We start from the raw sequence: 26524 nt of genomic DNA on the forward strand, positions 1-26524 counted from the left end.
GCAACTACACCTTCTTGAAAAGTGGGCCGCTGCTTTGTATTGAATTTCGCAGCGGGCCCGAGAGATTACAGATTCCGCAGCGCGGCGACTACTGCGTCGCCCATTTCCTGCGTACCGACTTTGGTACAACCGGCCGAGTGGATGTCGCCAGTGCGCAAGCCCTGATCGAGCACGACACTGACGGCTTTTTCGATGGCATCGGCAGCGTCGTGCAGATTGAAGCTGTAACGCAGCATCATCGATACCGACAGGATCGTCGCCAGCGGGTTGGCAATGCCTTTGCCAGCAATGTCCGGCGCCGAACCATGGCACGGCTCGTACATGCCCTTGTTGTTGGAATCCAGCGAGGCCGACGGCAGCATGCCGATCGAACCGGTGAGCATCGACGCTTCGTCAGACAGGATGTCGCCGAACATGTTGTCGGTGACGATCACGTCGAACTGCTTGGGTGCGCGCACTAACTGCATGGCGGCGTTATCGACGTACATGTGGCTCAGTTCGACTTCCGGGTAATCCTTGGCCACTTGCTCGACCACTTCGCGCCACAACTGGCTGGATGCCAGGACGTTGGCCTTGTCCACCGAGCAGAGCTTCTTGCCACGAACCATGGCCATGTCGAAACCGACACGGGCGATGCGGCGGATTTCGCTTTCGCTGTACGGCAGCGTGTCGTAGGACTGACGCTCGCCGTTGTCCAGCGTACGGGTGCCACGCGGCGCGCCGAAGTAAATGCCGCCGGTCAGCTCACGGACAATGAGGATGTCCAGACCGGCAACGATTTCCGGTTTCAGGCTCGACGCGTCGGCCAGTTGCGGATAGAGGATCGCCGGGCGCAAGTTGCCGAACAGGCCCAGTTGCGCGCGGATTTTCAGCAGGCCGCGCTCAGGGCGGATGTCACGCTCGATGGTGTCCCATTTCGGGCCACCGACCGCGCCCAGCAGCACGGCGTCGGCAGCGCGGGCGCGATCAAGGGTTTCGTCGGCCAGCGGCACGCCATGCTTGTCGATGGCCGCGCCGCCGATCACGTCGTGGCTCAGCTCGAAGCCCAGGCTGTACTTGTCATTGGCCAATTCCAGCACCTTGACCGCTTCGGCCATGATTTCCGGACCAATACCGTCACCCGGGAGAATCAGAATCTGCTTGCTCATGCTTTCCTCGTGTCTTCAAGCGGTGCGCCAGTGAACGGCGCGCCGGGAAAAATTCTTATCGCTCGGCCATCAGTACGATCACATCGGTACTGAACGAGCCGTCGGCATCTATCTCAAAATACTCACGCACTTCGTTGCCCATCGACTGCTGCAACTGGCGGATCGCCGCGCGCATCACGTCAGGTGTGCGCATGCGCTCGACCCAACTGCTGTACTCCAGACGCAGGCGCTGACGGGTGGTGCTGCGCACATGCAGACCGGCCTCGCTGACCTGGCGCAGCCACTCGGCGGCGGAGTAGTCGCGGACATGGCTGGTGTCGCGCAGCACTTCAACGCTTTGCAGGTAAGTGTCGAACAACGCACTGCCCGGTGACAACACATCAACGAACGCTGCCACCCCGCCCGGCTTCAGCACCCGGCGCACTTCGCGCAAGGCGAGACCGAGGTCGCTCCAGTGATGCGCCGAATAGCGGCTGAACACAAAATCGAACTCGCCATCGGCGAACGGCAAGCGCTCGGCAGCACCCTTGACGCTAATGATATTGCTCAAGCCGCGATCGACGGCAGCGCCGGCAACCACATCAAGCATTTGCTGCGAAAGGTCGTAAGCCACCACTTCCTTGACCAATGGAGCGACGTGGAAACTGACATGGCCTGCGCCGCAACCCAAGTCCAGCAAACGAGCCTCGCCCTGCCCGGCCAGCTCAGCCTGCAGCAATGCGAATTCGGTGCCTTGAGCGTGCACGGCGCTGCTCAGGTAGGCGGCGGCCTGTTCACCGAATTGCTTTTGTACGACCTGAGTGTGTTGGGCGGTGCTGGTCATGGATCACATCCTGTAAGCAGTGTTATTTGAAATACATTCCCTGTGGGAGCGAGCCTGCTCGCGAAGAGGCCCGCCCTGACTACATCAATCCCGAATCAAGCGTCGCGAAACAACCACGGCTGACTAACCCGATGCTTGGCTTCAAACGTCGCAATCGCATCGCCGTCCTGCAAGGTCAGGCCGATATCGTCCAGACCATTGAGCAGGCAGTGCTTGCGGAACGCATCGATCTCGAAGCTGTACACCTTGCCATCCGGGCGGGTCACGGTCTGCGCTTGCAAGTCGATCTGCAATTGATAACCCGGCTCGGCTTCAACCTGCTTAAACAGTTCATCAACTTCTGCATCGCTGAGAATGATCGGCAGCAGGCCGTTCTTGAAACTGTTGTTGAAGAAGATGTCGGCGTAACTCGGCGCGATGATGCTGCGGAAACCGTACTCTTCCAGCGCCCACGGCGCGTGTTCACGGCTCGAGCCGCAGCCGAAGTTCTCGCGGGCGAGCAATACGCTGGCACCCTGATAACGCTCGGCGTTGAGGACGAAATCCTTGTTCAACGGGCGCTTGGAGTTGTCCTGATACGGCTGGCCGACATCCAGATAACGCCACTCGTCGAACAGGTTCGGACCGAAACCGGTGCGCTTGATCGACTTCAAGAACTGCTTGGGAATGATCTGATCGGTGTCGACGTTGGCACGATCCAGAGGCGCGACAAGACCAGTGTGCTGAGTAAATGCCTTCATCTTTACTGTGCTCCTTGGATCAATTCACGAACGTCGATGAAACGGCCGTTCACCGCTGCTGCTGCCGCCATGGCCGGGCTGACCAGGTGGGTACGGCCACCGGCGCCCTGACGGCCCTCGAAGTTACGGTTGGAAGTCGAGGCGCAATGCTCGCCGGACTCCAAACGGTCCGGGTTCATCGCCAGGCACATCGAGCAGCCCGGCTCGCGCCATTCGAAACCGGCTTCGAGGAAAATCTTGTCCAGCCCTTCGGCTTCGGCCTGAGCCTTGACCAGACCCGAGCCCGGCACGACGATCGCCTGCTTGATGGTCGAGGCGACCTTGCGGCCCTTGGCGATGACCGCAGCGGCGCGCAAGTCTTCGATGCGCGAGTTGGTGCAGGAACCGATGAATACGCGATCAAGCTGAATGTCGGTGATCGCCTGATTGGCGGTCAGACCCATGTATTTCAAGGCGCGAACGATCGAGTCACGTTTCACCAGATCCATTTCCTTGGCCGGGTCCGGCACGTTCTGATCAACAGCCAAAACCATCTCAGGCGAAGTGCCCCAGCTGACTTGCGGCTTGATCTGCGCGGCGTCCAACTCGACCACGGTGTCGAATTCGGCATCGGCGTCGGAGACCAGGTCTTTCCAGGCTTCGACGGCCATGTCCCACTGCTCGCCCTTCGGCGCGAATGGACGACCTTTGACGTAGTCGATGGTCTTCTGATCCGCCGCCACCAGGCCGACGCGGGCGCCGGCTTCGATGGACATGTTGCAGATGGTCATGCGGCCTTCGACAGACAAGTCGCGGATCGCGCTGCCGGCAAACTCGATGGCATGGCCGTTACCGCCGGCGGTGCCGATCTTGCCGATCACCGCAAGGACGATGTCCTTGGCGGTCACGCCGAACGGCAATTGGCCTTCGACGCGCACCAGCATGTTTTTCATTTTTTTGGCGACCAGGCACTGGGTGGCGAGCACGTGCTCGACCTCAGATGTACCGATACCGTGGGCCAATGCCCCGAATGCGCCGTGGGTCGAAGTGTGCGAGTCACCGCAAACCACGGTCATGCCCGGCAAGGTTGCGCCCTGCTCCGGGCTGATCACGTGAACGATGCCCTGACGCACGTCGTTCATCTTGAATTCGACGATGCCGTATTCATCGCAGTTGTCGTCGAGGGTCTGCACCTGCAAACGCGAAACCTGATCGGCAATGGCTTCGATCCCGCCCTTGCGCTCCGGAGTGGTCGGTACGTTGTGGTCCGGGGTCGCGATGTTGGCATCGATGCGCCAAGGCTTGCGCCCGGCCAGACGCAAGCCTTCGAAAGCTTGCGGCGAAGTCACTTCGTGGATGATGTGACGATCGATGTAGATCAGCGCCGAGCCATCGTCGCGCTGCTTGACCAAATGCGAATCCCAGAGCTTGTCGTAGAGCGTTTTGCCGGCCATCAGACGGTTCCTCATCAGCTTGTTTCTATGCCCTGGGCTCATCAATAACCCTTTGGCTTGTGAGGCCGATCCTATGGGGTTAGATTAAATAACTCAAATTCATATTTTTTATGCTTTGGATAACCAACTGGAATGCGACATGGATCTGGCTAACCTGAATGCTTTTATTGCCATCGCCGAGACCGGCAGCTTCTCCGGCGCCGGCGAACGCCTTCATCTGACCCAACCGGCGATCAGCAAGCGCATCGCCGGGCTTGAGCAGCAATTGAAGGTACGCCTGTTTGATCGACTGGGTCGCGAAGTCGGTCTGACCGAGGCGGGTCGCGCCCTGCTGCCAAGGGCTTATCAGATTCTCAATGTGCTCGACGACACCCGCCGCGCCCTGACCAACCTGACCGGCGAGGTCAGTGGCCGCCTGACCCTGGCCACCAGTCACCACATCGGCCTGCATCGCTTGCCGCCTCTATTAAGGGAGTTCACCCGCCGCTACCCACAGGTTGCGCTGGATATTCAGTTCCTTGATTCGGAAGTGGCCTACGAGGAAATTCTCCACGGCCGCGCAGAACTGGCGGTCATCACCCTCGCGCCAGAGCCGCACACCCTGGTCAAAGCCACGCCGGTGTGGGACGACCCGCTGGATTTCGTCGTCGCCCCGGAGCATTCGCTGATCAACAACGGCGCCGTCAGTCTGGCGGACATCGCCGGTCATCCGGCGGTTTTCCCCGGCGGCAACACGTTTACCCACCACATCGTCCAGCGTTTGTTCGAAGCCCAGGGCCTGACGCCGAACATCGCCATGAGCACCAACTATCTGGAAACCATCAAGATGATGGTCTCCATCGGCCTGGCCTGGAGCGTGCTGCCGCGCACCATGCTCGACGAACAAGTGGCAAGCATCGCATTGCCGGGCATACAGCTCACTCGCCAGCTAGGCTATATCTTGCACACCGAACGGACGCTATCGAATGCAGCACGCGCCTTCATGGCCCTGCTGGATGCACAAATCGATCGGCCAGGGATCCCGGCCTGACTTGTGCTACTCCTATAGAGCCGCTCCTGTGCCTCACGCCACTCAGCTCAAGGCCCGCTGACAATGCCGAAATCTGTTGACCGAACTCCGCCGATGCCGCGAATCCAGGCTGTCGATCCGCGCCATTCCGAGCAGAGCTGGGAAAGCGCGCCGCAATTGCTCGCCGCGCTCAACGGCGCGCGGCTCGGTGCCTGGTATTGGGACATCGAGCGCGGGCAGATCAGCTGGTCGCGGGGCACTCAGGCATTGTTCGGTTTCGATCCACGGCAGCCATTACCCGCCGATTTGGAATACCTCGACCTGTTGCCGCCGGAAGACCGTGCGAAAACCGTGCGTGCTTTCCACGCGGTGATCGCCGGCGCCCCGCTGGAGCAGGCGATGCATCACCGTATTCGCTGGCCCGACGGCAGCCTGCACTGGCTGGAGATCAGCGGCAGCCTGCTGCCAGACAAGAACGGCCGGCCCCGAATGATCGGGGTGATTCGCGAAATCACCCACCAACGCCAGCGCGAGCAGGCCCTGAGCAGCTCGGAGAAACGTTTCGCGACACTTTTCCACCTGTGCCCGAACATGGTTCTGCTGACCCGTCAGGATGACGGTCTGATCAGCGAGGCCAACCAGTATTTCGAAAGCCTGTTTGGCTGGCCGGTGCAAAGCGCAATCGGCCGCACCACCCTGGAACTGGGCCTGTGGGTGCATCCCGAGCAACGCGCCGAACTGGTGAAAAAAACCAAAGCCAAGGGCGAGCTGATCAGCATGGAAGTGCAGTTTCGCGCCAGCAACGGCCAAGTGCACGACGGCATCCTCAGCGCGCAGAAGGTCGAGCTCGAAGGCCAGCCCTATCTGCTCAGCACGTTCCTCGACACCACCGAACGCAAAGCCGCCGAACTGGCCTTGAAGGACAGCCAGGAACGCCTCGACCTGGCGCTGGACTCGGCGCAACTCGGCACCTGGGACTGGCACATCCCCAGCGGCATGCTCTACGGATCGGCGCGCGCTGCGCAATTGCACGGGCTGGAGCCGATTCCATTCCATGAATCATTCGAGGAGTTTTTCGAAGGCGTGCCGGGCGAGGAACGCGACAGCATGCGCGACGCCTACCGCAGCCTGCGCGAAGGCCCCGCCGGCAATTATCAACTGACCTATCGCGTGCAATTGCCCGACGGCAGCTCGCGCTATCTGGAAAGCCGCGCGCGACTCTATCGCGACGACAACGGCGCACCGCTGCGCATGGCCGGCACGTTGCTGGACATCACCGATCAGGTCGAGCGCGAGCAGCGGCTGGTAGCCTCGGAAGAGAAATTCGCCACGCTGTTTCAGGTCAGCCCCGATCCGATCTGCGTGACGCGCCAGGAAACCGGGGAATTCATCGAGATCAATTCGAGCTTCAGCCAGACCTTTGGCTGGAGCGCCGCCGATGTGATTGGCCACACCGCCGAGGAAATCGGCCTGTGGGACGCCTCGGCGAAGAGCCTGCAACGCATCGAACGGGTGATTCGCGAACAAGGCCTGAGCAACGTGGCCATTCTCGTCCAGCACAAGGACGGCCAGTCGCTGACCTGCGTGATTTCCAGCCGGCAGATCAGCGTCGGCGACCAGCCGTGCATCGTCACCACCCTGCGCGACATCACCCAGCAACAACGCTCGGAAGCAGCGCTGAAGGCCAGCGAAGAAAAATTCGCCAAGGCGTTTCACTCCAGCCCCGACGCCATCACCATCACCGAGCGCGACACCGGGCGTTATCTGGAGGTCAACGACGGCTTCTGTCGCCTCACCGGCTATCGCGCCGACGAAGTGGTGGGCAAAACCGTTTATCAGGTGGGGATCTGGGCCGAAGAGAAACAGCGCTCGACCTTACTCGCCGAGTTACAGATCAAGGGCCGCGTGCATCATCAGGAAATGCTCGGGCGCAACAAGCGCGGCGAATTGCTCACGGTGGAAGTCTCGGTCGAGCCGATCACCCTCAATGAAACCGCGTGCCTGCTGCTGACCGCGCGCGATGTCAGCCTGTTGAAGAACGCCGAAGCGCAGATTCGTCACCTGGCCTATCACGACCCGCTGACCAACCTGCCCAACCGCGCCCTGCTGATGGATCGCCTGAGTCAGCAGATCGCCCTGCTCAAGCGCCACAATCTGCGCGGCGCCTTGCTGTTTCTCGACCTCGACCACTTCAAGCACATCAACGATTCCCTCGGTCACCCGGTCGGCGACACCGTGCTGAAAATCATCACCGCGCGGCTCGAAGCCAGCGTGCGCATGGAAGACACGGTAGCTCGCCTCGGTGGCGATGAGTTCGTGGTGTTGCTCAGCGGCCTCGAAGGTTCGCGCAGTGAAGTCAGCGAACAAGTGCGCGCGCTGGCCGACACCATTCGCGAATTGCTTTCGGAGCCGATGTTCCTCGATGGCCAGCGCCTGCAAGTGACGCCGAGCATTGGCGTGGCGCTGATTCCCGATCACGGCTCGACCCCGACCGACCTGCTCAAACGCGCCGACATCGCGCTGTACCGGGCCAAGGATTCCGGGCGCAACACCACGCAGATGTATCACAACACCATGCAGAAAGCGGCCAGCGAACGCCTGCGCATGGAGACCGACCTCCGCCTGGCGCTGTCGCGCGGCGAGTTCAACGTGCATTTTCAGCCACAGGTCGATGCCCGCGACAACCGCATCATCGGCGCCGAAGCCCTGGTGCGCTGGAACCATCCCGAACTTGGTGCGCAATCGCCCACCGAGTTCATCAAGGTGCTGGAAGATAGCGGCCTGATTCTCGAAGTCGGCACCTGGATCCTCGATGAAGCCTGTAACGCCTTCAAACAATTGATCGCGTTGAAACTCGTTGACCCGCTGAACTTCAGCCTGTGCGTGAACATCAGCCCGAGGCAGTTCCGCCAGAACGATTTCGTCGAACGCATCGAACACAGCATGACCAGCCACGGCCTGCCCTGCTCGCTACTGAAACTGGAAATCACCGAAGGCATAGTCATTCAGAATCTGGAAGACACCATCAGCAAAATGCGCCGCCTGAAAAAGCTCGGCGTGAGCTTCGCCATGGACGATTTCGGCACCGGTTATTCATCGCTGACGTATTTGAAGCGGCTACCGGTAGACACCCTGAAGATCGACCAGTCGTTCATCCGCGATGCAACCACTGACTCCAATGTCGCGGAGATCATTCGCGCAATTGTCGCGATGGCGCGCAGCCTTGAGCTGGAAGTCATTGCCGAAGGCGTGGAGACGCCCGCGCAACTGGCATTTTTACAGGGGCTGGAATGCCATTTGTATCAGGGCTATCTGCATAGCCGGCCGGTGGGGTTGGAGGATCTGAAAAAACTGCTGCCCTGAACCGGCCGCTGCACAGACTGGCAACAGAGCAACAATTGCCACGCTTTGCCTCAGCCTGTAGGGTCGCGTTTTTTGCGCCGCTTCGAGATCAACCATGCAGGATGCATCCCTTCCTCGCCCGGCCCTGCTGGGCATCGACCTTGGCACCACCAACAGCCTGATCGCCGTCTGGCGTGAAGGCCGCGCCGAACTGATCCGCAACGCCCTCGGCGATGTGCTGACACCGTCGGTGGTCAGCCTTGATGAAGACGACACGATTCTGGTCGGCAAAGCCGCCCGCGCCCGCCTGACCACGCACCCGGAACGCACTGCCGCCGCGTTCAAGCGCTTCATGGGCAGCGACAGGCAAATCCAGCTCGGCTCTTGCCAGTTCAGCCCGGAAGAGTTGTCGGCGCTGGTGCTTGGCTCCCTCAAGCAAGACGCGGAAGCCTTTCTCGGCCAGGCGGTCACAGAAGCGGTCATTTCCGTACCGGCATATTTCAGTGACGAGCAGCGCAAGCGTACCTTGTTCGCCGCCGAACTGGCCGGGCTGTCCGTGACGCGCCTGATCAACGAACCGACCGCTGCCGCCATGGCGTACGGCCTGCACGAACAGAAGTTCGAACGCACGCTGATTTTCGATCTCGGCGGCGGCACGTTCGACGTCACCGTGCTCGAATACGCATTGCCGCTGATCGAAGTGCACGCCTCCACTGGCGACAACTTTCTTGGCGGCGAAGACTTCACCGCAGCCCTGTTGCAGGCCTGCCTGAAAAATTGGCAACTCACCCCCTCAACGATCGATGCACAAGCCATGGCCAGCCTCGGTGATGCCCTCGAACAGCTGAAATGCAAACTCGGCGAAGGCGCGCAGCAGTTGAGCTGGCGGCATGCCGAGCAGACATTCGAATGGGAACTGGATGAAGCCGCTGCAGTGAAAATATGGGAGCCGTTGCTGGCCCGCTTGCGCGCGCCAATCGAACAGGCTCTGCGCGATGCCCGACTGAAACCGCGCGACCTCGACAGCCTGGTGCTGGTCGGTGGCGCCACGCGCATGCCGGCGGTACAGCAAATGGTCGCCACGTTGTTTGGACGCCTGCCTTATCGGCATCTTGATCCAGACACTATCGTGGCGCTGGGGGCGGCGACGCAGGCGGCATGCAAGGCGCGGGACGGTGCGGTTGAGGAATTGATTCTGACCGATGTCTGTCCGTATACGCTGGGGATTTCGACCAATCGTGGCGAAGGCGTCAGTGGCGCGTTCTCGCCGATCATCGAACGTAACACGGTGATTCCAACGTCACGGGTGCAGCGTTACTCGACGACGTTTGCGCAACAGACTGAAATCCGTATCGCGGTTTACCAAGGGGAACGCCCGTGGGTACGCGACAATATTTTCATCGATTCTTTCGACATCCAGTTCACCCCTAGTGAGCAGCTGCAGAGCCTCGATGTGCGTTTCAGTTATGACATCAACGGCCTGCTGGAAGTAGACGTCACGCTTCTGGAAACCGGCGAACGTTACGGCCACAGCATCGACCGCAGCCCGACCGGACTGGATGAACAGGCGCGCAGAGACAGCCATGCCCGGCTCGCGACGCTCAAAGTCCACCCTCGCGACGCCCTGCCCAACCGCACCCTGCTCGCACGTCTGGAGCGAGCATGGATGCAAAGTCTGGGCGACGAGCGCGCGCGCATTGCCGAGTGGATGGATACCTTCAACACCGTGCTTGCCGGCCAGCAACCCGGCGCAATCGCCAGCCACCGCTCAGCGCTGAATGATGCGCTGGATCAGATGCGTCTTTAGCCGTTCAGTCGCCGCAGAGCCGCCTGCAATCCGCCGGACAACATATCTGCCCCACCGTCCGGCGGCACGCCGTAGCGATTGGGCAGTTTGTCTCCTGGAAAACCGAAGAGCACCAGCGGCAGGAATGGCAGAAACGGCGACAATCCCAGAAATATCAGCAGTGTCGGTATGCCCCGGCCCATATCGTGCAATCGCCGCAGAACTGCCGCGAACAACAGCAGCACGCCAAGCAAAAAGATGACCATCCCGCCAATCGTCGTGCCCGTTATCAGCCCGGCTATTGGGGTTACCACTACGCATCCCAGGACCTGAGCGATAAAAGCCTTGCGCCCCAGCCGTGATCCGAGGCGCCAGAAAGCTTTCGCTGGTACTGGCTGGACATCACTGTTGGCTAGCAGCAACCGCTCCGACCACGACAGCAACGCGCAAAGTGCCAAGCGCACGCCGACGCTGTTCTGCACGTCATCCTTACCCTGCTGCAGTTGCCGCAATACTCGGGTTTTCGGCACACCGGCAGCGCCGTAGCGAATCAAGCTCTTGAGCGCATCCAGCGCCTCATAGGCCAATAGTTTGTCGACACCGAAATCCGTCAACACCTTGCGCGGTGGCCACACCGGTTCGCCCTTGATCAGTCCGTCGCGAAAACCTTCGAACCAGTCATCCTCGCAACTGACCGCTGCAATCGACTGCAACAACGCCTGGTGTTGCTCGGCGCTCAGGCCTGGATCGTGGTAGAGCACGCCCCAGAACATCAACAAGCCCAGCAGGTCATCACCGCACGCCGCACGGTCACTTTCGACGCAGGTGTAAAGCAGGGTATTGGCGGGCAGCCTGGCGCTGTCGAGGGCCTGCTCCACGCTGAATAATTGTTGCACCAGCAATCCGTGTACGGGATCGTCACCCTGCAGCCAGCCGAGCAAACCGGCGCCATCGCCCTGCTCACGCAGCAAGCGCCGCAATAGCGGCTGCAGTCGGCTCAAAGGATGCGCAGGATTGAACGGCAAACGCTCCAGACACTGCGCATCAATCAATTGCAACCAGCGCTCGGGTTGTTCCAGCAATGCCAGCAAAAACACGGTTTGAGCGTGCCAATCCCAGATCGCCGTTCCCAACCCGATCGGCGGCAAACCTGTCGCGCGTCGACTCAACTGGAGCATGAGATCAAGCTCCGAGAGGTCATTGCCGTCTTTGACCGCACTCAGTTCGAACGCGTCGGCAATGCGTGCAAGCGCCGTGTCGCTATAGGGCCGCAAGCGCTGCAACCACAGACGACAAACCTTGTGCAGCGCACCTTCGGACAACGCGAGCGGCAATTGCGGTGAAAGTGTTTGCGAGTCAGTGAAAGCGCTCATGGCCTGCGCAACAGGCGCCTTGGCCAGCCAATGCAGATGTTGCCTGGCCTGATACTTCAGGCCGCTCAAAACCAGGCATTCCAGCGCATCCACCGGCAGCGGTTCGTCGACAATCTGCTGCAACAAGGCCGAATCACCACGATGCAGCGCCCAGGCGTGCCGGTACAGACGCAGCAAACGGCTGTCGTGGTTTTCGCCGATCAACTGCGCGAGCAATGGCAGCTCGTCGCCCGCCATGCGCCAATCAACAAAGCTTTGCGCCAGTGCATCAAGCTTGAGCCGTCCGACACCCAACCAACGCGTCAAGGTCTCGGGCCGCTGTGACGGACTGCCATACACCTGGCACTCAGCACCCAGCTCGTCCGGCCAAACGGCGCAGTCCTCCAGACGATCGAACGCCTGAATCAGCAACGGCAGAAAGGTCGGCTGACGCTTGGCACACAGCTCCAGCAAGCGACTCTCTGCCGCGGGATGGCGATGTTCGCTCCAGAGCCGAATCCAGCATGGAAACGCTTGATCGTCGTGCCCCAACAGACTGTACTGACACGCCAGCAGGTACAGCCAGTCGACGTTATCCGGCGCGGCATCGTGCTGTTCGGCACAGCACTGCAGGAACGTCGGCGCGCCCATCCCCGCTTGGGTGAACTGCACCAGCAGACGCTTGAGGTACGCGGCATCGTTGGGCAACGGCAAGCACGTGTGCCGACTGGCGAACTCGGCGAACTCGTGAAGCGGACGCTGAGTAAAGATGAAATCGAGGCTACGGGCATACCACAGCGACTCGGTCTGTGCCGGCTCTGACCAGGCGCTCATCAGATCCGTGTCGAACGGGTCGGGCGCCTTGATGCGCTGCAAAAAGCCTTCTACCGCTTGCGCATCGTCGAATGCCAAATCCAACAGTTGCTGGTCCCAGGCCATGCGTTGCGCCAACAGATTCGCACAACGGTAGGACAACGGACCGGCGCCGGACAGTCGGTGGTACAAGCCCCAGTTGAGGTCATCGAAAACCTCCAGTGACAAGTCATCCAGCGTCCGGACGAATGCCTGCCACGCCGCGTGATTGAAGCGTCGCGCGGGATCATCCAGCAGCGCACAGAAATCCAAGAAAGCTTGAGGCGCCCGAACGACATTGGCTTGTGCAGCGTCAATCTCGTCTTCAGCCTCTTCCTGCTGCTCTTCACGGGCCAGACGCAGGGCACTCTCGTAGGCCATGCGCAGCGCCTGAAAACCTTCCGGGTCGGTTTCCGGATGGTGCGCCGGCAAACGGGCGCGATAGGCGCTGCGAATCAGGGTTTCGTCAGTAGTCGGTTCAATGCCCAGTCGAATCCAGCAACTCATGACCAGTCGAACTCCCCAAGCGATGCCGGACGAGACGGCGGATCAATATCCATGTGCCAAGGCAGATCGGCGAGAAAGTGTGGAATGTTTTGCGCAAGGCCTCGGGCAATCCTGGTGTTGAAAGCGCTGGTGCCCTCACGACTCATCTCGACCGCCAGTTCATCATCGCTTTTGCTCATGCAGCACCAAAAAGTTCGTCCCACCAGAAAGCCGTTGAAATAAGCCATCCAGCTGCCGTAATGAAACTGCGCCCTCAACGCCAGACGACTGTGCAACCAGTTGCTCTCGGCCAGATCGATCCATTGATTACGCACGGCGCAGCGCAACAGAAAGCCCATCCGGCCGTAATCCCAGGACAGAATGCCGCCGGGACCACAGCTGCCGAAGGTACGGCTGGCAAATTCATGCAGGACGCGCTCGCGCGGGCTCAGATCATTGAGCAACGACTGCCATTCACTCGGCAGGCATCGCTGCCACGCCAGATAGGCCCCGCTGAGGTGCTTGGCATGGCCGTCGTCGGTCATCCATCCGAGCATGTCGAACAACTGTTGCCGATCATCGATACCCCAACTTTCCTTGAGGTTGATGTAACGATCGTTGCAGAACGCCGGGTCGTCATACCCGGCGCCGGTGTTGAGCGCGGCCATTGGTGCGGACAACGCGCACAGCCAGCGCTGTTGAATCTCGTCCATGAAAAAAGGCTCCAGGCCGACCGCTGGGATATGGGGGTCGGCAAAACTGCGCAGATTGTAAAGAGCCCCGACAACAGCGGCAAACCCTGCATCGCTTTGACTGCGCGCACAAAAAAGGCCCCGACGTATCGGGGCCTTTCGTTCAGCGGCTTATCGCCGATTCGGGCGATTGTGTGTCAGCACATGAATCAATGCTGCAACGCCGGCTGCTGCGCTCCATTGATCGGGATGCGCTTGGCTTTCGCTTCTTCCGGGATCACACGGAGCAGGTCGATGCTCAGCAGGCCGTTGCGCAGCGCAGCGTCCTTGATCTCGATGTGATCGGCCAGACGGAACGACAGCTTGAAGGCTCGCTGGGCGATGCCTTGATGCAAGAACGTGACGCTTTCGTCAGTGTCACGCTTGCCGCCACTGATGGTCAGCACACCCTTCTCGACCTGCAGGTCCAGGTCTTCTTCCTGGAAACCGGCGGCCGCGACGACGATACGGTATTGATCATCACCGTGTTTTTCGACGTTGTAGGGTGGGTAGCTGCTGCCTGGCTCGTTGCGCAGGGCGGTTTCGAACAGGTCGTTGAAACGGTCGAAACCTACCGAGGAACGGAACAGTGGCGCGAGAGAAAATGCAGTACTCATGATTCAAATCTCCTGAAAACAATCAGCAAGGTTTTGTGTCTCCGCGACCCGAATTCGGCATCGCGTAACCCTTAGATAGGGACCGCTGTTTTGATTTCAAGAGAATATTTTGAGATTTTTTATGCGGCTTCGACGAGCGGCAATCCGAGCAAGCGCGAGACTTGATCCGGCTCGGTTTCGCGACGCAGAACAGTGAAAAGCTCGGCGGCTTCCGGGTAGTTGCGCGTCAACATGGCCAGCCATTGCTTGAGGCGACCGGGCGATTGGCGTGCGGTCATCTGCGCCTTGGCCTGCAGCCAGAAGTCCTGAATCAGCGGCATCAGCTCGGCCCACGTCATCTCGACGACCTCTTCGCCAGCGCGCGCCGCAGCGATCTGCCGAGCGAGATCCGGGCGGGAGACCAGCCCCCGACCGAGCATGATGTCTTCGACACCACTGATTTCGCGGCAACGGCGCCAGTCTTCGACGCTCCAGATGTCCCCGTTGGCGAAGACCGGGACCTTGACCACATCCTGCACACGCGGGATCCACTCCCAATGAGCCGGCGGTTTGTAGCCGTCCATTTTCGTCCGCGCATGTACGACGATGTGCTCTGCCCCGCCTTCGGCCAGCGCCGTGGCGCAGACCAGCGAGCCGTCAGGACTGTCGAAACCCAGGCGCATTTTCGCGGTGACCGGGATGTGCGCCGGTACGGCGCGACGGACATGCTCGACGATCTGGTTGAGCAGCTCCGGCTCCTTGAGCAGCACGGCGCCGCCACGGGATTTGTTGACGGTCTTGGCCGGGCAGCCGAAGTTGAGGTCGATCACTTCCGAGCCAAGCTCGCAGGCCAACGCCGCGTTTTCCGCCAGGCACACCGGATCGGAACCGAGCAATTGCACGCGCAGCGGCACGCCGGACGCGGTGCGAGCGCCGTTGAGCAGCTCGGGGCCGAACTTGTGGAAATAGGCCGGCGTGAGCAACTGGTCGTTGACCCGAATGAACTCGGTCACGCACCAATCGATGCCGCCAACGCGGGTCAACACGTCGCGCAGGATGTCGTCGACCAACCCTTCCATGGGCGCCAGAGCAATTTGCATGGGGAAACACTACTTGAAGAAAAAACGTGCGGCAGTTTACTGGATATCGCACAAATCCGCAGAACTACACATATCTCTGTGGGAGCGAGCCTGCTCGCGAAGACGGTCTGTCAGTTGACGCATGCGTAACTCACGCGATGCTTTCGCGAGCAGGCTCGCTCCCACAGGGTGAGATTCACATGGCTTCTGCAATCTGGATCGCCGGGCCATAGCCTTCGATAAATTCCGCCGGCATACGCTTGGGCTTGCCGGTCGACAGTTCGATGCACACAAATGTGGTCTGCGCGCGCAACAGGGTGGCGTTGTCGCTGGGGCGTTTGAGCTGGAAATGCCGGGTCATTTTCAGGCGCTGATCCCAATCGACGATCCAGGTCGCCAGTTGCAGTTCATCGCCTTCATAGGCGGCGGCCAGATAATCGATTTCGTGGCGGACAACGGCCATTGCTCGGTCCAGACGCCGGTATTCGACCAGGTCCAGGCCGAGGCGCTGCGAATGGCGCCAGGCGCAGCGCTCGAGCCAGGTCACGTACACCGCATTATTGGCGTGCCCGAGCCCGTCGATGTCTTCGGCGCCTACTTGCAGATCAATGGTAAACGGCGTTGCCCGATCCCAGCCCATGCTCCACTCCCGGTCAAAGTATTCAACCGGGGCAGTGTAACGGAGCTCAGGCCGATTGGCGCGCCTGAAGACTGCGACCGGCGAGCAGTGATAACACGCCATCAATCACTCGAGGGTCGGCCAGCACGCGTTGATGGCCGCCGCTTTCGAGGCGCAGCAGGCGGCTGTCGAACCAGGCTTCGTGAATCAATTGCGATTCTTTGACCGAGACAAAATTGTCGTCCTCGGCATGCACGATCAGGCCGGGCATATCCAGTTGATAGTGGGCCACGTCCAGCGTCGCGGCGCGCATGCCGACGTCCTGCTCGACCTGACGAATGAACGCCGAACGCGCGCGCGGCGGCATGCCGACCATGCGCGCGAAACCGCGCAGCACGCCGAGGATGCGCGACGGTGCGGCGATGCTGACCAGGGTTTCGGTGCGCAGCCCCAATTGCACGGCGAGCATCGCGCTGGCGCCGCCCATGGAATGGCCGATAACCGCTTGCAGCGGCGGCAATTCGGCAGCGGCTTCGAGCATGGCGCGGGCGAACAGCACTACATTGGCTTCTCGCCCAGGGGAGCGACCGTGGGCCGGGCCATCGAGCGCGACGACGGTATAGCCGGCATCAACCAAAGCGTTTATCAGCGAAGCGAATTGCGTTGGCCGCCCTTCCCAACCATGCATCAGCAACACTGCAGGACCTTGGCCCCAACGCAGCGCCGACAGACCGAAGCGCAATGTGATGCGTTCGGAGCTGGCCAACAGCGGCAGCTCCCAATCGCGCAGCGGTAGAGCGCGGGGCGTCATGAACGCCAGACGCATTTTGCTTGCCACCAGTCTCGGTGCAAACCAGCCCAAGGTACCGTTAACGCCACGAACCCACTTCAACGCGTTCATCGCACTCTCCTCAGGCTTGTTGCCTTCAGGTCAACGCACCGCCGACTTGGCGGCGCGCAGCAATCGATCGGATAAATCTCCCGGACCCAGCGCTCTGGCCAAGGCCAGACCACCGACCATCAACGCGACATCGGCCAAAGCCTTGTCGGTGTCTTCAGGGCTGGCCGCCAGCTGCGCGACCATCAATTCCAAATGCTCGTTCAGCGCTATGCGGAACGACTCCGGCAAACGCCCCAGCTCGCCAATCGAGGCCGGGATCGGGCATGCAGCCTCGCTGGAATCCCGGTGTTTGCGTGACAGGTAGAACGCAGCCACCAAAGCGCGACGCTCTTCGCCGGTCAGATCGGCGTCCATGTCGGCAATCAGGTCGCGACGGCGGCCCAGCAGCTGTTTGAACGCCTCGAGCATCATCGCGTCCTTGCTTTCGAAGTGCGCATAGAAGCCGCCGACAGTCAGCCCGGCGGCGCCCATCACTTCACCCACGCTCGGGTCTGCCGGGCCGCGTTGAATCAATGCGGCGCTGGCAGCCTTGAGGATGCGTTCGCGGGTTTGAGCTTTTTTATCGTTCATCGTTGCCTCCGAATATTACGACTAGAATATTATTCGCATAATAATATTCCGCAAGTCATGAATATGACCGCTGGTCTGAAGCACAGTGTAAGGAAAAAGGAGAGTTGGCCAAACGCCAGACAAACAAAAGGGCCATTCAATAATTGAATGACCCTTATAAAATCCCGCAGAGCGGGTAATCGTGGCGTCCCCTAGGGGACTCGAACCCCTGTTACCGCCGTGAAAGGGCGGTGTCCTAGGCCACTAGACGAAGGGGACACAAACCCTTCTATACAACTGATCAGTGCTGAGAGCTGATCGATTCAAGGCCGGTGTGGCCAGACCTTGAACTGTAAAATTGGTGGAGCTAAGCGGGATCGAACCGCTGACCTCCTGCATGCCATGCAGGCGCTCTCCCAGCTGAGCTATAGCCCCGGATTTTTCGCCTCGCGGCGGAGTGATCTCTTGCAACATCACTTCTGTAAAACTGGCGTCCCCTAGGGGACTCGAACCCCTGTTACCGCCGTGAAAGGGCGGTGTCCTAGGCCACTAGACGAAGGGGACGCAAACCCTTCTATACAACTGATCAACGCTGAGTGTTGATCGCTTCAAGGCCGGTGTGGCCAGACCTCGAAGTGTAAATTGGTGGAGCTAGACGGGATCGAACCGTCGACCTCTTGCATGCCATGCAAGCGCTCTCCCAGCTGAGCTATAGCCCCTCATCGCTGAGGACGGGGCGAATCTTAAGGGCGTATCGAAAGCCTGTCAAACTTATTTTTGAAAAATTTCAAAATTTTTTGCCGGGATAACAATCACTTACCGCCCTCCCCCGTAAATTCGGGAGAAACGCCGAAGGCAGGATCAAAAGATCACAGCCTTCGGCAGTCCTGCAAAGAAGCAAAAGCAATCAGGCGATGGCGCCCAAGAGCTTTTCCCATTCCTTGTTTTCTTTCTTCGATACGCCGCCCAGCAGGTCAATCGCCTGGCGCAAGCGGAAACGGGTGAGATCCGGGCCGAGGATTTCCATCGCATCGAGCACCGACACCGAACTCGCCTGCCCGGTGATCGCAGCAAACATCAACGGCATCGCATCGCGCAGTTTCAGCTCGAGGGATTCGACCACCGCCTGGATCGTCGCGGTGATGCTGTCCTTCTCCCACTGCCGCAGACTTTCCAGTTTCCACAGGATCAACTGCATCAACTGGCGAACCTGATCGCCGGAGAGCTTTTTCGACTCGAAGAGCTTGGCATCCGGATTCACGCCGCCGGCAAAGAAGAACCCCGCCAGCGGTGCGACCTGGCTGAACGTTTCAACACGACCCTGTACGTGCGGCGCGATCTTCATCATGTATTCGGAATTGAACGCCCACTTCTGCACGCGGGCGGCAAATTCTTCCACCGGCAGATCGCGCAGCCACTGGCCGTTGAGCCACGACAGCTTCTCAATATCGAAGATCGGCCCGCCGAGGGATACGCGCTTGAGGTCGAAGTTGTCGACCATTTCCTGCAGCGAGAACTTCTCGCGCTCGTCCGGCATCGACCAGCCCATGCGGCCGAGGTAGTTGAGCATCGCTTCCGGCATGAAGCCCATGCGCTCGTAGAACGTCACCGAGGTCGGGTTCTTGCGCTTGGACAGCTTGCTCTTGTCCGGGTTACGCAGCAGCGGCATGTAGCACAGCTCCGGCTGTTCCCAGCCGAAGTATTCGTACAGCAAAATCAGTTTCGGTGCCGATGGCAGCCATTCTTCGCCACGCAGCACGTGGGTGATGCCCATCAGGTGATCGTCGACCACGTTGGCGAGGAAGTACGTCGGCAGGCCGTCGGTCTTCATCAGCACTTGCATGTCCATGCGATCCCACGGGATCTCGACGTCGCCACGCAGCATATCCGGCACCACGCAGACGCCTTCGCTCGGCACTTTCATGCGGATCACGTGTGGTTCGCCAGCGGCCAGGCGCGCCGCGACTTCTTCCTTCGACAGCAGCAGCGCGCGGCCGTCGTAGCGCGGAGTTTCGCCACGAGCCATTTGCTCGGCGCGCATCTGATCGAGTTCTTCAGCGGTGCAGAAGCACGGGAACGCATGCCCCATGTCGACCAGTTGCTGGCAGTACTTCTGGTAGATGTCGCCGCGCTCGCTCTGCCGATACGGGCCGTGCGGGCCGCCGACGTCCGGGCCTTCGCTCCAGTCGATGCCGAGCCAGCGCAGGGCGTCGAAGATCTGCTGTTCGGACTCGCGGGTCGAACGCAACTGATCGGTGTCTTCGATGCGCAGGATGAACTCACCGCCATGCTGCTTGGCAAAGCAGTAGTTGAACAATGCGATGTAAGCGGTACCTACGTGGGGGTCCCCGGTAGGCGATGGCGCGATGCGAGTGCGGACGGTGGTCATGGCTTGTCTCGAAAAAATGAAGAGCAGAACAATCAAGCGGCGAATGGTAACAGGCGACACCCGCCCCGCTCCAGCGGGCAGGGTATTTAAGCCAGATGCCCTAAGCCCTTCGGATGGTGTGAAGGCCATTCGCGAGCAGGCTCGCTCTTACAGAGATACACAATGATCGTTCCCACGCTCTGCGTGGGAAAGCATCCTGTGACGCTCTGCGTCACGCGAGCGATGGGACGCAGAGCGTCCCGGGCGGCATTCCCACGCAGAGCGTGGGAACGATCCCTTAAACCGTAAGCAATCGTTCGCGCAGTTTGGCAATCTCATCACGCATCTGCGCCGCCGCTTCAAACTCCAGATCCCGCGCCAATTGGTACATCTTCTCTTCCAGCGCGCGGATGCGTTTGGTGATTTCGCTTGGCGAGCGCAGTTCGGCTTCGTACTTGGCGTTCTCTTCGGCGGCCTTGGCCATGCCTTTGCGCTTCTTGCTGCGCGAGCCCGGTACGGTGGCGCCTTCCATGATGTCGGCGACGTCCTTGATCACACCTTTCGGGGTGATGCCGTTCTCAAGGTTGAAAGCGATCTGCTTCTCGCGACGGCGCTCGGTCTCACCAATCGCCCGCTCCATCGAACCGGTCATGCGATCGGCGTAGAGAATCGCCCGGCCATTGAGGTTACGCGCCGCGCGGCCGATGGTCTGGATCAGCGAGCGCTCGGAACGCAGGAAGCCTTCCTTGTCAGCATCGAGAATCGCCACCAGCGACACTTCCGGCATGTCGAGGCCTTCACGCAGCAGGTTGATCCCGACCAGCACATCGAACACGCCGAGGCGCAAATCGCGGATGATCTCGACGCGCTCGACGGTATCGATGTCCGAGTGCAGATAACGCACGCGCACGCCGTGGTCGGCGAGGTAATCGGTCAGGTCTTCGGCCATGCGCTTGGTCAGCGTGGTGACCAGCACACGCTCTTCGATCGCCACGCGCTTGGTGATTTCCGAGAGCAAGTCATCGACCTGAGTCAGTGCCGGCCGCACTTCAACCTGCGGGTCGACCAGGCCGGTCGGCCGCACCACTTGTTCGACCACGCGCCCGGCGTGCTCGGCTTCATAGTTGCCGGGGGTCGCCGAAACGAAAATGGTCTGCGGGCTGACCCCTTCCCACTCGTCGAAACGCATTGGCCGGTTGTCCAGCGCCGAAGGCAGGCGGAAGCCGTACTCCACCAGCGTTTCCTTGCGCGAACGGTCGCCCTTATACATCGCGCCGACCTGCGGCACGCTGACGTGGGATTCGTCGATCACCAGCAAGGCGTCGGCAGGCAGATAGTCGTAAAGCGTGGGTGGCGCCGCGCCGGATGGACGCCCGGAAAGGTAGCGCGAGTAGTTTTCGATGCCGTTGCAGTAACCCAGTTCGAGGATCATCTCGAGGTCGAAACGGGTGCGCTGCTCCAGGCGCTGGGCCTCCACCAGTTTGTTGTTACTGCGCAGGTATTCGAGGCGCTCCTGCAATTCGACCTTGATGCCTTCGATGGCGTCGAGCAGGGTTTCCCGAGGCGTCACGTAGTGGCTCTTCGGATAGAAAGTGAAGCGCGGCATCTTGCGGATGACTTCGCCGGTCAGCGGATCAAACGCGGAAATGCTCTCGACCTCGTCGTCGAAAAGCTCAATGCGGATCGCTTCCAGATCGGATTCCGCCGGGAAGATATCGATCACATCACCGCGCACGCGGAACGTCGCCCGGGCAAAATCCATGTCGTTGCGGGTGTATTGCAGGTCAGCCAGGCGCCGCAACAGCGCGCGCTGATCGAGCTTGTCGCCGCGATCCACGTGCAAGACCATTTTCAGATAGGTTTCCGGGCTGCCCAGACCATAGATGCACGACACCGTGGTGACGATGATCGCGTCCTTGCGCTCCAGCAACGCTTTCGTCGCGGACAGTCGCATCTGCTCGATGTGGTCGTTGATCGACGCGTCCTTCTCGATGAAGGTGTCGGACGACGGCACATAGGCTTCGGGCTGGTAGTAGTCGTAATAGGAAACGAAGTATTCAACGGCGTTGTTCGGGAAGAACGCCTTGAACTCACCGTACAACTGCGCGGCCAGGGTCTTGTTCGGCGCCAGAACCAGCGTCGGACGCTGTACCTGGGAGATGACGTTGGCGATGCTGAAGGTCTTGCCCGAGCCGGTCACACCGAGCAATGTCTGGTGCGCCAGTCCGGCGTCAATGCCCTCAACCAACTGGCGAATGGCTTCCGGCTGATCGCCGGCAGGCTCGAAGCGGGTGACTAGCTGGAATTCCGACATACACACCTCTGGATTCGCGGCGCTCCGCGTCAGACGGAGCACCACGAGGACGACCGCAAACGACCGATGTCGCGCAAGAAAAAACCTGGATTGTGCTGAATGTGGTGGCGATTGCCTGACCTTTCAAGGCAAACGTCCTACATCCGGTAAAGAGTCTGACAAAGTCAATCGACTAACGGTCCAGAAATAATCGGAAAAACTTACCCCAAAAGCCGATTCGCCTGTCGCCATTGCGCAGTGATGGCCTCTATACTAGCTCCCCGTTTGTGCACCGCTCTAGTGCATTCGGCTGGAGCGCTACACGTCCCTCCACTCTCCATTCAGAGCCGCCGTAATAATGAGCCTGTTCTCCGCTGTCGAAATGGCACCCCGCGATCCAATCCTGGGCCTCAACGAAGCATTCAACGCCGATACCCGGACCACCAAGGTCAACCTGGGCGTAGGCGTGTACTGCAACGAAGAGGGGCGAATTCCACTGCTGCGCGCGGTGATCGAAGCCGAGACGATTCGCGTCGCGCAACACGCTTCGCGCGGTTACCTGCCGATCGATGGCATCGCTGCCTACGACCAGGCCGTGCAGAAACTGCTGTTCGGCAACGACTCGCCGCTGATCAGCGCCGGTCGCGTCATCACCACTCAGGCCGTCGGCGGGACCGGCGCACTGAAAATCGGTGCCGACTTCCTCAAGCAACTGCTGCCGAACGCCGTCGTGGCGATCAGCGACCCGAGCTGGGAAAACCACCGCGCGCTGTTCGAAACCGCCGGTTTCCCGGTGCAGAACTACCGTTACTACGACGCTGCCACCCACGACGTGAACCGTGCCGGCATGCTCGACGACCTCAACGCCCTGCCGAACGGCTCGATCGTTGTCCTGCATGCTTGCTGCCACAACCCGACCGGCGTCGACCTGACCCCGGCGGACTGGAACAAGGTACTGGAAGTGGTCAAGGCCAAAGGTCACGTGCCGTTCCTCGATATGGCTTACCAAGGCTTTGGCGACGGCATCGATGAAGACGCCGCCGCTGTGCGCCTGTTCGCCGAATCCGGCCTGACCTTCTTCGTCTCGAGCTCGTTCTCCAAATCGTTCTCGCTGTACGGCGAACGCGTTGGCGCACTGTCGATCATCAGCGAATCGAAAGAAGAAAGCGCGCGCGTGCTGTCGCAGGTCAAGCGCGTGATCCGCACCAACTACTCCAACCCGCCGACCCACGGCGCCAGCATTGTTGCTGCCGTTCTGAACAGCCCGGAACTGCGCGCACAGTGGGAAGCCGAGCTGGCCGAGATGCGCCTGCGCATTCGCGGCATGCGCGAGCAGATGGTTGCCCTGCTGGCGGAAAAAGCCCCGGGCCGCGATTTCAGCTTCGTCGGTCGTCAGCGCGGCATGTTCTCCTACTCCGGCCTGACCACTGAACAAGTGCATCGCCTGCGCAACGAGTTCGGCATCTACGCCCTGGACACCGGCCGCATCTGCGTGGCTGCGCTGAACCAGAGCAACATCAAGGCTGTGACGGACGCGATCGTTCAGGTCATCTGATTTCGTCGCGCGATGAAAAACGGGAAGCCTTTGGGCTTCCCGTTTTTATTTGTCTCTGGAAACGCCTTGCAACCTCTAGACTGCACACAATTCAAATCTGTGGGAGCGAGCCTGCTCGCGAATGCGGTCGACCAGTTGATGTTATGTCATCTGACAAGACGCTTTCGCGAGCAGGCTCGCTCCCACAGGACATGAGCCGAACCCGGAACCTTGCGAGAACCCACATGAAAAACGACAACCTGCGCGCCGACCGTGACGACCTGGATGATTTCGTCCCGCGCGCTCCGGCCAAGCGTGAAAAGAGCCTGGTGCTGCAAGTCGCCACCGGGGTATTCCTCGGTGGCCTGGCCCTGTGGCTGGTGCAACTGGCGGCGACAGCGGTCTATGCCAAGCTGATGCTCGGCACGATTACTTTCGGCAGTTAAGCCAGTTCAGCCGAGCGCTGGGTGGCGGCATCGTCGTAAATCACATACAGCGATTCGGCGACCTGGCTTTTGATGGCCTTGCTGCTTTCGAGACCGAGGACGAAACCTTCGGCCTTGCCGCCGGCGCGGTTCAATTCTTCGGCGGTACTGGCGCCGGTGATTGCATCGAAGAGTTTTTCGGCGTGCGGGCCGATCCCTTTGGGCAGGCTGATCTGTGCAGTGCTCATGCGAGCACCTCGATGTTACGGGTGATTTGAGTCATGGCGCGTACCTTTGCGGCGAATGGCCGGTAGCGCGTGTGACCACTTCCGGGCTGCCATGGTAGACCTCTGAAGTCTTTCTGGTAACCGCCAATCGCTGACAAAATGCCGTCCGTCCCCATGAATCGCAAAAGTTGCCAGGCGACGCTTGACTTCTCTTTTTGAATCAGTAACATACGCACCAATTCCGCAATAGCTCAGTTGGTAGAGCAAGTGACTGTTAATCACTGGGTCCCTGGTTCGAGTCCAGGTTGTGGAGCCAAATAGCAAAGCCCCTGAATCGCAAGGTTCAGGGGCTTTTTTGTGGGCGCATTAAAAATACCAAAAGGCCGATCTGTTTGGGCAGATCGGCCTTTCCTGTTTCAGACGCAGCAGTCAGACATGTTCGCTGCTTTTCACCTGCACCTTTGGCGCGCCGTGGCCATGGTCGTGGTCATCCGGCTCGATCACCGGCACTTCCTTGCCATCGCAGTCATGCAGCTTGCCGTCGCTGAAGTAATCGCCTTCACGCAGCGCGGCGAGATCGCGATAACGCAGGGTGCGCTCTTCCGCTGCGGCGAACACCGACTGTTGATCCGAGTTGCCGGTCGTGAAGTGGTTGAACGCCAGGTTGAGCAGGATCGCCATGATTGCCGATGAACTGATGCCCGAATGGAAAATCGTCGCGAACCAGCTCGGGAAGTGATCGTAGAAGTTCGGCGCTGCGATCGGGATCATGCCGAAACCGATCGAAGTGGCGACGATGATCAGGTTGACGTTATTGCGGTAGTCCACCTTCGACAAAGTGCGAATGCCACTCGCCGCCACGGTGCCGAACAGCACGATCCCTGCGCCGCCGAGGACCGAAGTCGGCACGGCGGCAATCACCCGCCCCATGAACGGCAGCAGCCCGAGGACGACGAGAAACAGACCGCCGGTGGCGACCACGAATCGGCTCTTGATACCGGTCACCGCCACCAGGCCGACGTTTTGCGCGAAAGCGCTTTGCGTAAACGATCCGAAGATCGGCGCAAACATGCTCGACAGCATGTCGGCGCGCAGGCCGTTGCCCAAGCGTTTGGAATCTACCTTGGTGTCAATGATTTCGCCCACGGCGAGGATGTCTGCCGAGGTTTCCACCAGCGTCACCATGACCACAATGCACATCGACAGGATCGCGGCGAAATGGAAGGTCGGCATGCCGAAGTGGAACGGTGTCGGGAAGCCGAACATGGGACCGGTGGTGACACTGGAGAAATCCGCCATGCCGAGGAACACCGCCAGCACCGTGCCGATGACCATGGCCAGCAGAATCGACAGCCGAGAAATGGTCGCGCTGCCAACCTTGCTCAGCAGCAACACCAGCACCAGCGTGACCGCCGCCAGACCGATGTTCTGCATGCTGCCGAAGTCCGGCGCGTGGCTGTTGCCGCCCATCGCCCAGCGTGCGGCCACCGGCATCAGCGTCAGGCCGATAGTGGTGATCACAATGCCGGTGACCAACGGCGGAAAGAACTTGGTGATGCGTGAGAACACCGGCGTGATCAGCAAGCCGATCAACGAGGCGGCAATCACCGCGCCCAGCACCGATTGGAAACCGCCCTCCCCGCCACTGCTGACGATCGCGACCATGGTCGCCACGCCGGAGAACGATACGCCCTGGACCAGCGGCAGCTGACAGCCAAAAAACGGCAGACCCAGGGTTTGCAGCAACGTCGCCAGCCCCCCCGCAAACAATGAAGCAGCAATCAACAGACCAATGTCCGCCGGCGACAGACCGGCCGCCTGGCCAATGATCAGTGGCACCGCAACGATACCGCCGTACATGGTCAGAACATGTTGCAGGCCGTAAGCCATATTCGCGCCGACCCCGAGGTTTTCGTCCTCGGGCCGTTGGTGTGAAACATGGGGCGTTTTCATGGTGGGGGGTTCCCTGGTTTTTGTTATGCGCACACTGTATTCAATACTCAGGACAAATGTCCATAGAGTTGTATACAACTTGTCAGTCACATAATGGTTAGGTAGCCATCCAACCTTCTAGTCTGCGCTTCTTGCCCCAACAAATTCGGCAACACATCCCCGCTGCGTCCGCGCCAGTGCCCACCAGGCTGAAGTGTTCAAGGCGACCGACGGTGCAGTCGCGCTCTTTCAGCGGCAATCGGGGAGATCCGTCGCGTATTGGAGCCTGATGTAAAGCC

21 protein-coding genes and 5 tRNA genes are annotated in these 26524 nt (G+C 60.2%); 6 read left to right on the plus strand and 20 right to left on the minus strand.

Annotation, left to right across the window (positions count from 1 at the left end; translation table 11 throughout):
• Window positions 1-65 precede the first annotated feature (65 nt).
• The 4 genes from leuB to leuC all read right to left on the minus strand — a co-directional run bounded on the left by leuB (window position 66) and on the right by leuC (window position 4144).
• Complete coding sequence (gene leuB / locus AB4N48_RS14565) at window positions 66-1148, minus strand: 3-isopropylmalate dehydrogenase (protein WP_016773933.1); 1083 nt, start codon at window positions 1146-1148, stop codon at window positions 66-68.
• 55 nt (window positions 1149-1203) lie between these two features.
• Complete coding sequence (locus AB4N48_RS14570; protein ID WP_460093769.1) at window positions 1204-1971, minus strand: class I SAM-dependent methyltransferase; 768 nt, start codon at window positions 1969-1971, stop codon at window positions 1204-1206.
• A gap of 95 nt (window positions 1972-2066) precedes the next feature.
• Complete coding sequence (gene leuD / locus AB4N48_RS14575; RefSeq protein ID WP_024012386.1) at window positions 2067-2711, minus strand: 3-isopropylmalate dehydratase small subunit; 645 nt, start codon at window positions 2709-2711, stop codon at window positions 2067-2069.
• A gap of 2 nt (window positions 2712-2713) precedes the next feature.
• Window positions 2714-4144 (minus strand): 3-isopropylmalate dehydratase large subunit, encoded by a 1431-nt coding sequence (gene leuC, locus AB4N48_RS14580; RefSeq protein WP_039762041.1) that lies wholly within the window; start codon window positions 4142-4144, stop codon window positions 2714-2716.
• Window positions 4145-4283: 139 nt separating this feature from the next.
• Here leuC and AB4N48_RS14585 point away from each other — a divergent pair, with 139 nt between their 5' ends.
• From AB4N48_RS14585 to AB4N48_RS14595, 3 genes are all read left to right on the plus strand, one after another.
• Window positions 4284-5174, plus strand: coding sequence for a LysR family transcriptional regulator (locus AB4N48_RS14585; protein WP_024012384.1), 891 nt, complete (start codon window positions 4284-4286; stop codon window positions 5172-5174).
• Window positions 5175-5237: 63 nt separating this feature from the next.
• Window positions 5238-8516 carry a PAS domain S-box protein gene (locus tag AB4N48_RS14590; RefSeq protein WP_024012383.1) on the plus strand — a complete coding sequence of 1093 codons (3279 nt, stop codon included), beginning with the start codon at window positions 5238-5240 and terminating at the stop codon, window positions 8514-8516.
• Between the two features lie 94 nt (window positions 8517-8610).
• Complete coding sequence (locus AB4N48_RS14595) at window positions 8611-10302, plus strand: Hsp70 family protein (RefSeq protein ID WP_460093772.1); 1692 nt, start codon at window positions 8611-8613, stop codon at window positions 10300-10302.
• Here AB4N48_RS14595 and AB4N48_RS14600 read toward each other — a convergent pair.
• The 13 genes from AB4N48_RS14600 to uvrB form a co-directional block, all read right to left on the minus strand.
• On the minus strand, window positions 10299-12992 hold the full coding sequence (locus tag AB4N48_RS14600) for a DUF805 domain-containing protein (protein WP_236169450.1): 2694 nt from the start codon (window positions 12990-12992) through the stop codon (window positions 10299-10301). The genes AB4N48_RS14595 and AB4N48_RS14600 overlap by 4 nt on opposite strands.
• Entirely contained in the window at window positions 12989-13684 is a 696-nt protein-coding gene (locus AB4N48_RS14605; RefSeq protein WP_217850860.1) for a DUF1266 domain-containing protein, read from the minus strand. The genes AB4N48_RS14600 and AB4N48_RS14605 overlap by 4 nt, the downstream gene beginning before the upstream one ends.
• Window positions 13685-13872: 188 nt before the next feature.
• Window positions 13873-14319, minus strand: coding sequence for an Hsp20 family protein (locus tag AB4N48_RS14610; RefSeq protein WP_016773925.1), 447 nt, complete (start codon window positions 14317-14319; stop codon window positions 13873-13875).
• Window positions 14320-14438: 119 nt separating this feature from the next.
• Window positions 14439-15398, minus strand: a complete 960-nt coding sequence (locus tag AB4N48_RS14615) for a tRNA dihydrouridine synthase (protein WP_016773924.1) — start codon at window positions 15396-15398, stop codon at window positions 14439-14441.
• A 175-nt stretch (window positions 15399-15573) separates the two neighbouring features.
• Window positions 15574-16017 (minus strand): acyl-CoA thioesterase, encoded by a 444-nt coding sequence (locus AB4N48_RS14620; protein WP_016773923.1) that lies wholly within the window; start codon window positions 16015-16017, stop codon window positions 15574-15576.
• Between the two features lie 46 nt (window positions 16018-16063).
• A complete protein-coding gene (locus AB4N48_RS14625; RefSeq protein WP_150635760.1) occupies window positions 16064-16897 on the minus strand; it encodes an alpha/beta fold hydrolase in 834 nt (277 codons plus the stop codon).
• Between the two features lie 30 nt (window positions 16898-16927).
• Entirely contained in the window at window positions 16928-17467 is a 540-nt protein-coding gene (locus AB4N48_RS14630; protein WP_041478525.1) for a TetR/AcrR family transcriptional regulator, read from the minus strand.
• Between the two features lie 182 nt (window positions 17468-17649).
• Window positions 17650-17725 (minus strand) — tRNA-Glu (locus tag AB4N48_RS14635).
• A gap of 80 nt (window positions 17726-17805) precedes the next feature.
• Window positions 17806-17881, minus strand: a tRNA-Ala gene (locus AB4N48_RS14640).
• Between the two features lie 53 nt (window positions 17882-17934).
• A tRNA-Glu gene (locus AB4N48_RS14645) sits at window positions 17935-18010 on the minus strand.
• Window positions 18011-18089: 79 nt separating this feature from the next.
• Window positions 18090-18165 (minus strand) — tRNA-Ala (locus AB4N48_RS14650).
• A gap of 188 nt (window positions 18166-18353) precedes the next feature.
• A complete protein-coding gene (gene gltX, locus AB4N48_RS14655) occupies window positions 18354-19835 on the minus strand; it encodes a glutamate--tRNA ligase (RefSeq protein WP_016773920.1) in 1482 nt (493 codons plus the stop codon).
• A gap of 277 nt (window positions 19836-20112) precedes the next feature.
• On the minus strand, window positions 20113-22128 hold the full coding sequence (uvrB, locus tag AB4N48_RS14660; protein WP_016773919.1) for an excinuclease ABC subunit UvrB: 2016 nt from the start codon (window positions 22126-22128) through the stop codon (window positions 20113-20115).
• Between the two features lie 337 nt (window positions 22129-22465).
• Between uvrB and AB4N48_RS14665 the strand changes: the two genes are divergently transcribed.
• The gene (locus AB4N48_RS14665; RefSeq protein ID WP_016773918.1) at window positions 22466-23662 is read left to right on the plus strand and encodes an amino acid aminotransferase; all 1197 of its coding nucleotides are present in this window, start codon (window positions 22466-22468) and stop codon (window positions 23660-23662) included.
• A gap of 224 nt (window positions 23663-23886) precedes the next feature.
• Window positions 23887-24087, plus strand: a complete 201-nt coding sequence (locus tag AB4N48_RS14670) for a hypothetical protein (protein ID WP_056784354.1) — start codon at window positions 23887-23889, stop codon at window positions 24085-24087.
• Here AB4N48_RS14670 and AB4N48_RS14675 read toward each other — a convergent pair.
• Both AB4N48_RS14675 and AB4N48_RS14680 read right to left on the minus strand, forming a co-directional pair.
• On the minus strand, window positions 24084-24314 hold the full coding sequence (locus AB4N48_RS14675; protein ID WP_024012377.1) for a hypothetical protein: 231 nt from the start codon (window positions 24312-24314) through the stop codon (window positions 24084-24086). The genes AB4N48_RS14670 and AB4N48_RS14675 overlap by 4 nt on opposite strands.
• Complete coding sequence (locus AB4N48_RS14680) at window positions 24311-24523, minus strand: hypothetical protein (protein WP_252879790.1); 213 nt, start codon at window positions 24521-24523, stop codon at window positions 24311-24313. The genes AB4N48_RS14675 and AB4N48_RS14680 overlap by 4 nt, the downstream gene beginning before the upstream one ends.
• Window positions 24524-24533: 10 nt before the next feature.
• Here AB4N48_RS14680 and AB4N48_RS14685 point away from each other — a divergent pair.
• Window positions 24534-24609, plus strand: a tRNA-Asn gene (locus AB4N48_RS14685).
• Between the two features lie 113 nt (window positions 24610-24722).
• Here the strand turns inward: AB4N48_RS14685 and AB4N48_RS14690 are convergent.
• A complete protein-coding gene (locus AB4N48_RS14690) occupies window positions 24723-26246 on the minus strand; it encodes a nucleobase:cation symporter-2 family protein (RefSeq protein WP_024012376.1) in 1524 nt (507 codons plus the stop codon).
• Window positions 26247-26524 lie beyond the last annotated feature (278 nt).

The organism is Pseudomonas sp. S2_C11 (genome assembly GCF_054668395.1).

What these genes read in the sequence shown, in the direction of transcription:
- AB4N48_RS14625 (WP_150635760.1), bottom strand. Translation starts at nt 16,897, where the DNA reads ATGAACGCGTTGAAGTGGGTTCGTGGCGTTAACGGTACCTTGGGCTGG.
- AB4N48_RS14605 (WP_217850860.1), bottom strand. Translation starts at nt 13,684, where the DNA reads ATGGACGAGATTCAACAGCGCTGGCTGTGCGCGTTGTCCGCACCAATG.
- AB4N48_RS14570 (WP_460093769.1), bottom strand. Translation starts at nt 1,971, where the DNA reads ATGACCAGCACCGCCCAACACACTCAGGTCGTACAAAAGCAATTCGGT.
- AB4N48_RS14670 (WP_056784354.1), top strand. Translation starts at nt 23,887, where the DNA reads ATGAAAAACGACAACCTGCGCGCCGACCGTGACGACCTGGATGATTTC.
- AB4N48_RS14665 (WP_016773918.1), top strand. Translation starts at nt 22,466, where the DNA reads ATGAGCCTGTTCTCCGCTGTCGAAATGGCACCCCGCGATCCAATCCTG.
- leuC (WP_039762041.1), bottom strand. Translation starts at nt 4,144, where the DNA reads ATGGCCGGCAAAACGCTCTACGACAAGCTCTGGGATTCGCATTTGGTC.
- AB4N48_RS14595 (WP_460093772.1), top strand. Translation starts at nt 8,611, where the DNA reads ATGCAGGATGCATCCCTTCCTCGCCCGGCCCTGCTGGGCATCGACCTT.
- gltX (WP_016773920.1), bottom strand. Translation starts at nt 19,835, where the DNA reads ATGACCACCGTCCGCACTCGCATCGCGCCATCGCCTACCGGGGACCCC.
- AB4N48_RS14585 (WP_024012384.1), top strand. Translation starts at nt 4,284, where the DNA reads ATGGATCTGGCTAACCTGAATGCTTTTATTGCCATCGCCGAGACCGGC.
- AB4N48_RS14630 (WP_041478525.1), bottom strand. Translation starts at nt 17,467, where the DNA reads ATGAACGATAAAAAAGCTCAAACCCGCGAACGCATCCTCAAGGCTGCC.
- AB4N48_RS14680 (WP_252879790.1), bottom strand. Translation starts at nt 24,523, where the DNA reads ATGTTACTGATTCAAAAAGAGAAGTCAAGCGTCGCCTGGCAACTTTTG.
- leuB (WP_016773933.1), bottom strand. Translation starts at nt 1,148, where the DNA reads ATGAGCAAGCAGATTCTGATTCTCCCGGGTGACGGTATTGGTCCGGAA.
- AB4N48_RS14600 (WP_236169450.1), bottom strand. Translation starts at nt 12,992, where the DNA reads ATGAGTTGCTGGATTCGACTGGGCATTGAACCGACTACTGACGAAACC.
- leuD (WP_024012386.1), bottom strand. Translation starts at nt 2,711, where the DNA reads ATGAAGGCATTTACTCAGCACACTGGTCTTGTCGCGCCTCTGGATCGT.
- AB4N48_RS14620 (WP_016773923.1), bottom strand. Translation starts at nt 16,017, where the DNA reads ATGGGCTGGGATCGGGCAACGCCGTTTACCATTGATCTGCAAGTAGGC.
- AB4N48_RS14590 (WP_024012383.1), top strand. Translation starts at nt 5,238, where the DNA reads ATGCCGAAATCTGTTGACCGAACTCCGCCGATGCCGCGAATCCAGGCT.
- AB4N48_RS14675 (WP_024012377.1), bottom strand. Translation starts at nt 24,314, where the DNA reads ATGAGCACTGCACAGATCAGCCTGCCCAAAGGGATCGGCCCGCACGCC.
- AB4N48_RS14615 (WP_016773924.1), bottom strand. Translation starts at nt 15,398, where the DNA reads ATGCAAATTGCTCTGGCGCCCATGGAAGGGTTGGTCGACGACATCCTG.
- AB4N48_RS14690 (WP_024012376.1), bottom strand. Translation starts at nt 26,246, where the DNA reads ATGAAAACGCCCCATGTTTCACACCAACGGCCCGAGGACGAAAACCTC.
- uvrB (WP_016773919.1), bottom strand. Translation starts at nt 22,128, where the DNA reads ATGTCGGAATTCCAGCTAGTCACCCGCTTCGAGCCTGCCGGCGATCAG.
- AB4N48_RS14610 (WP_016773925.1), bottom strand. Translation starts at nt 14,319, where the DNA reads ATGAGTACTGCATTTTCTCTCGCGCCACTGTTCCGTTCCTCGGTAGGT.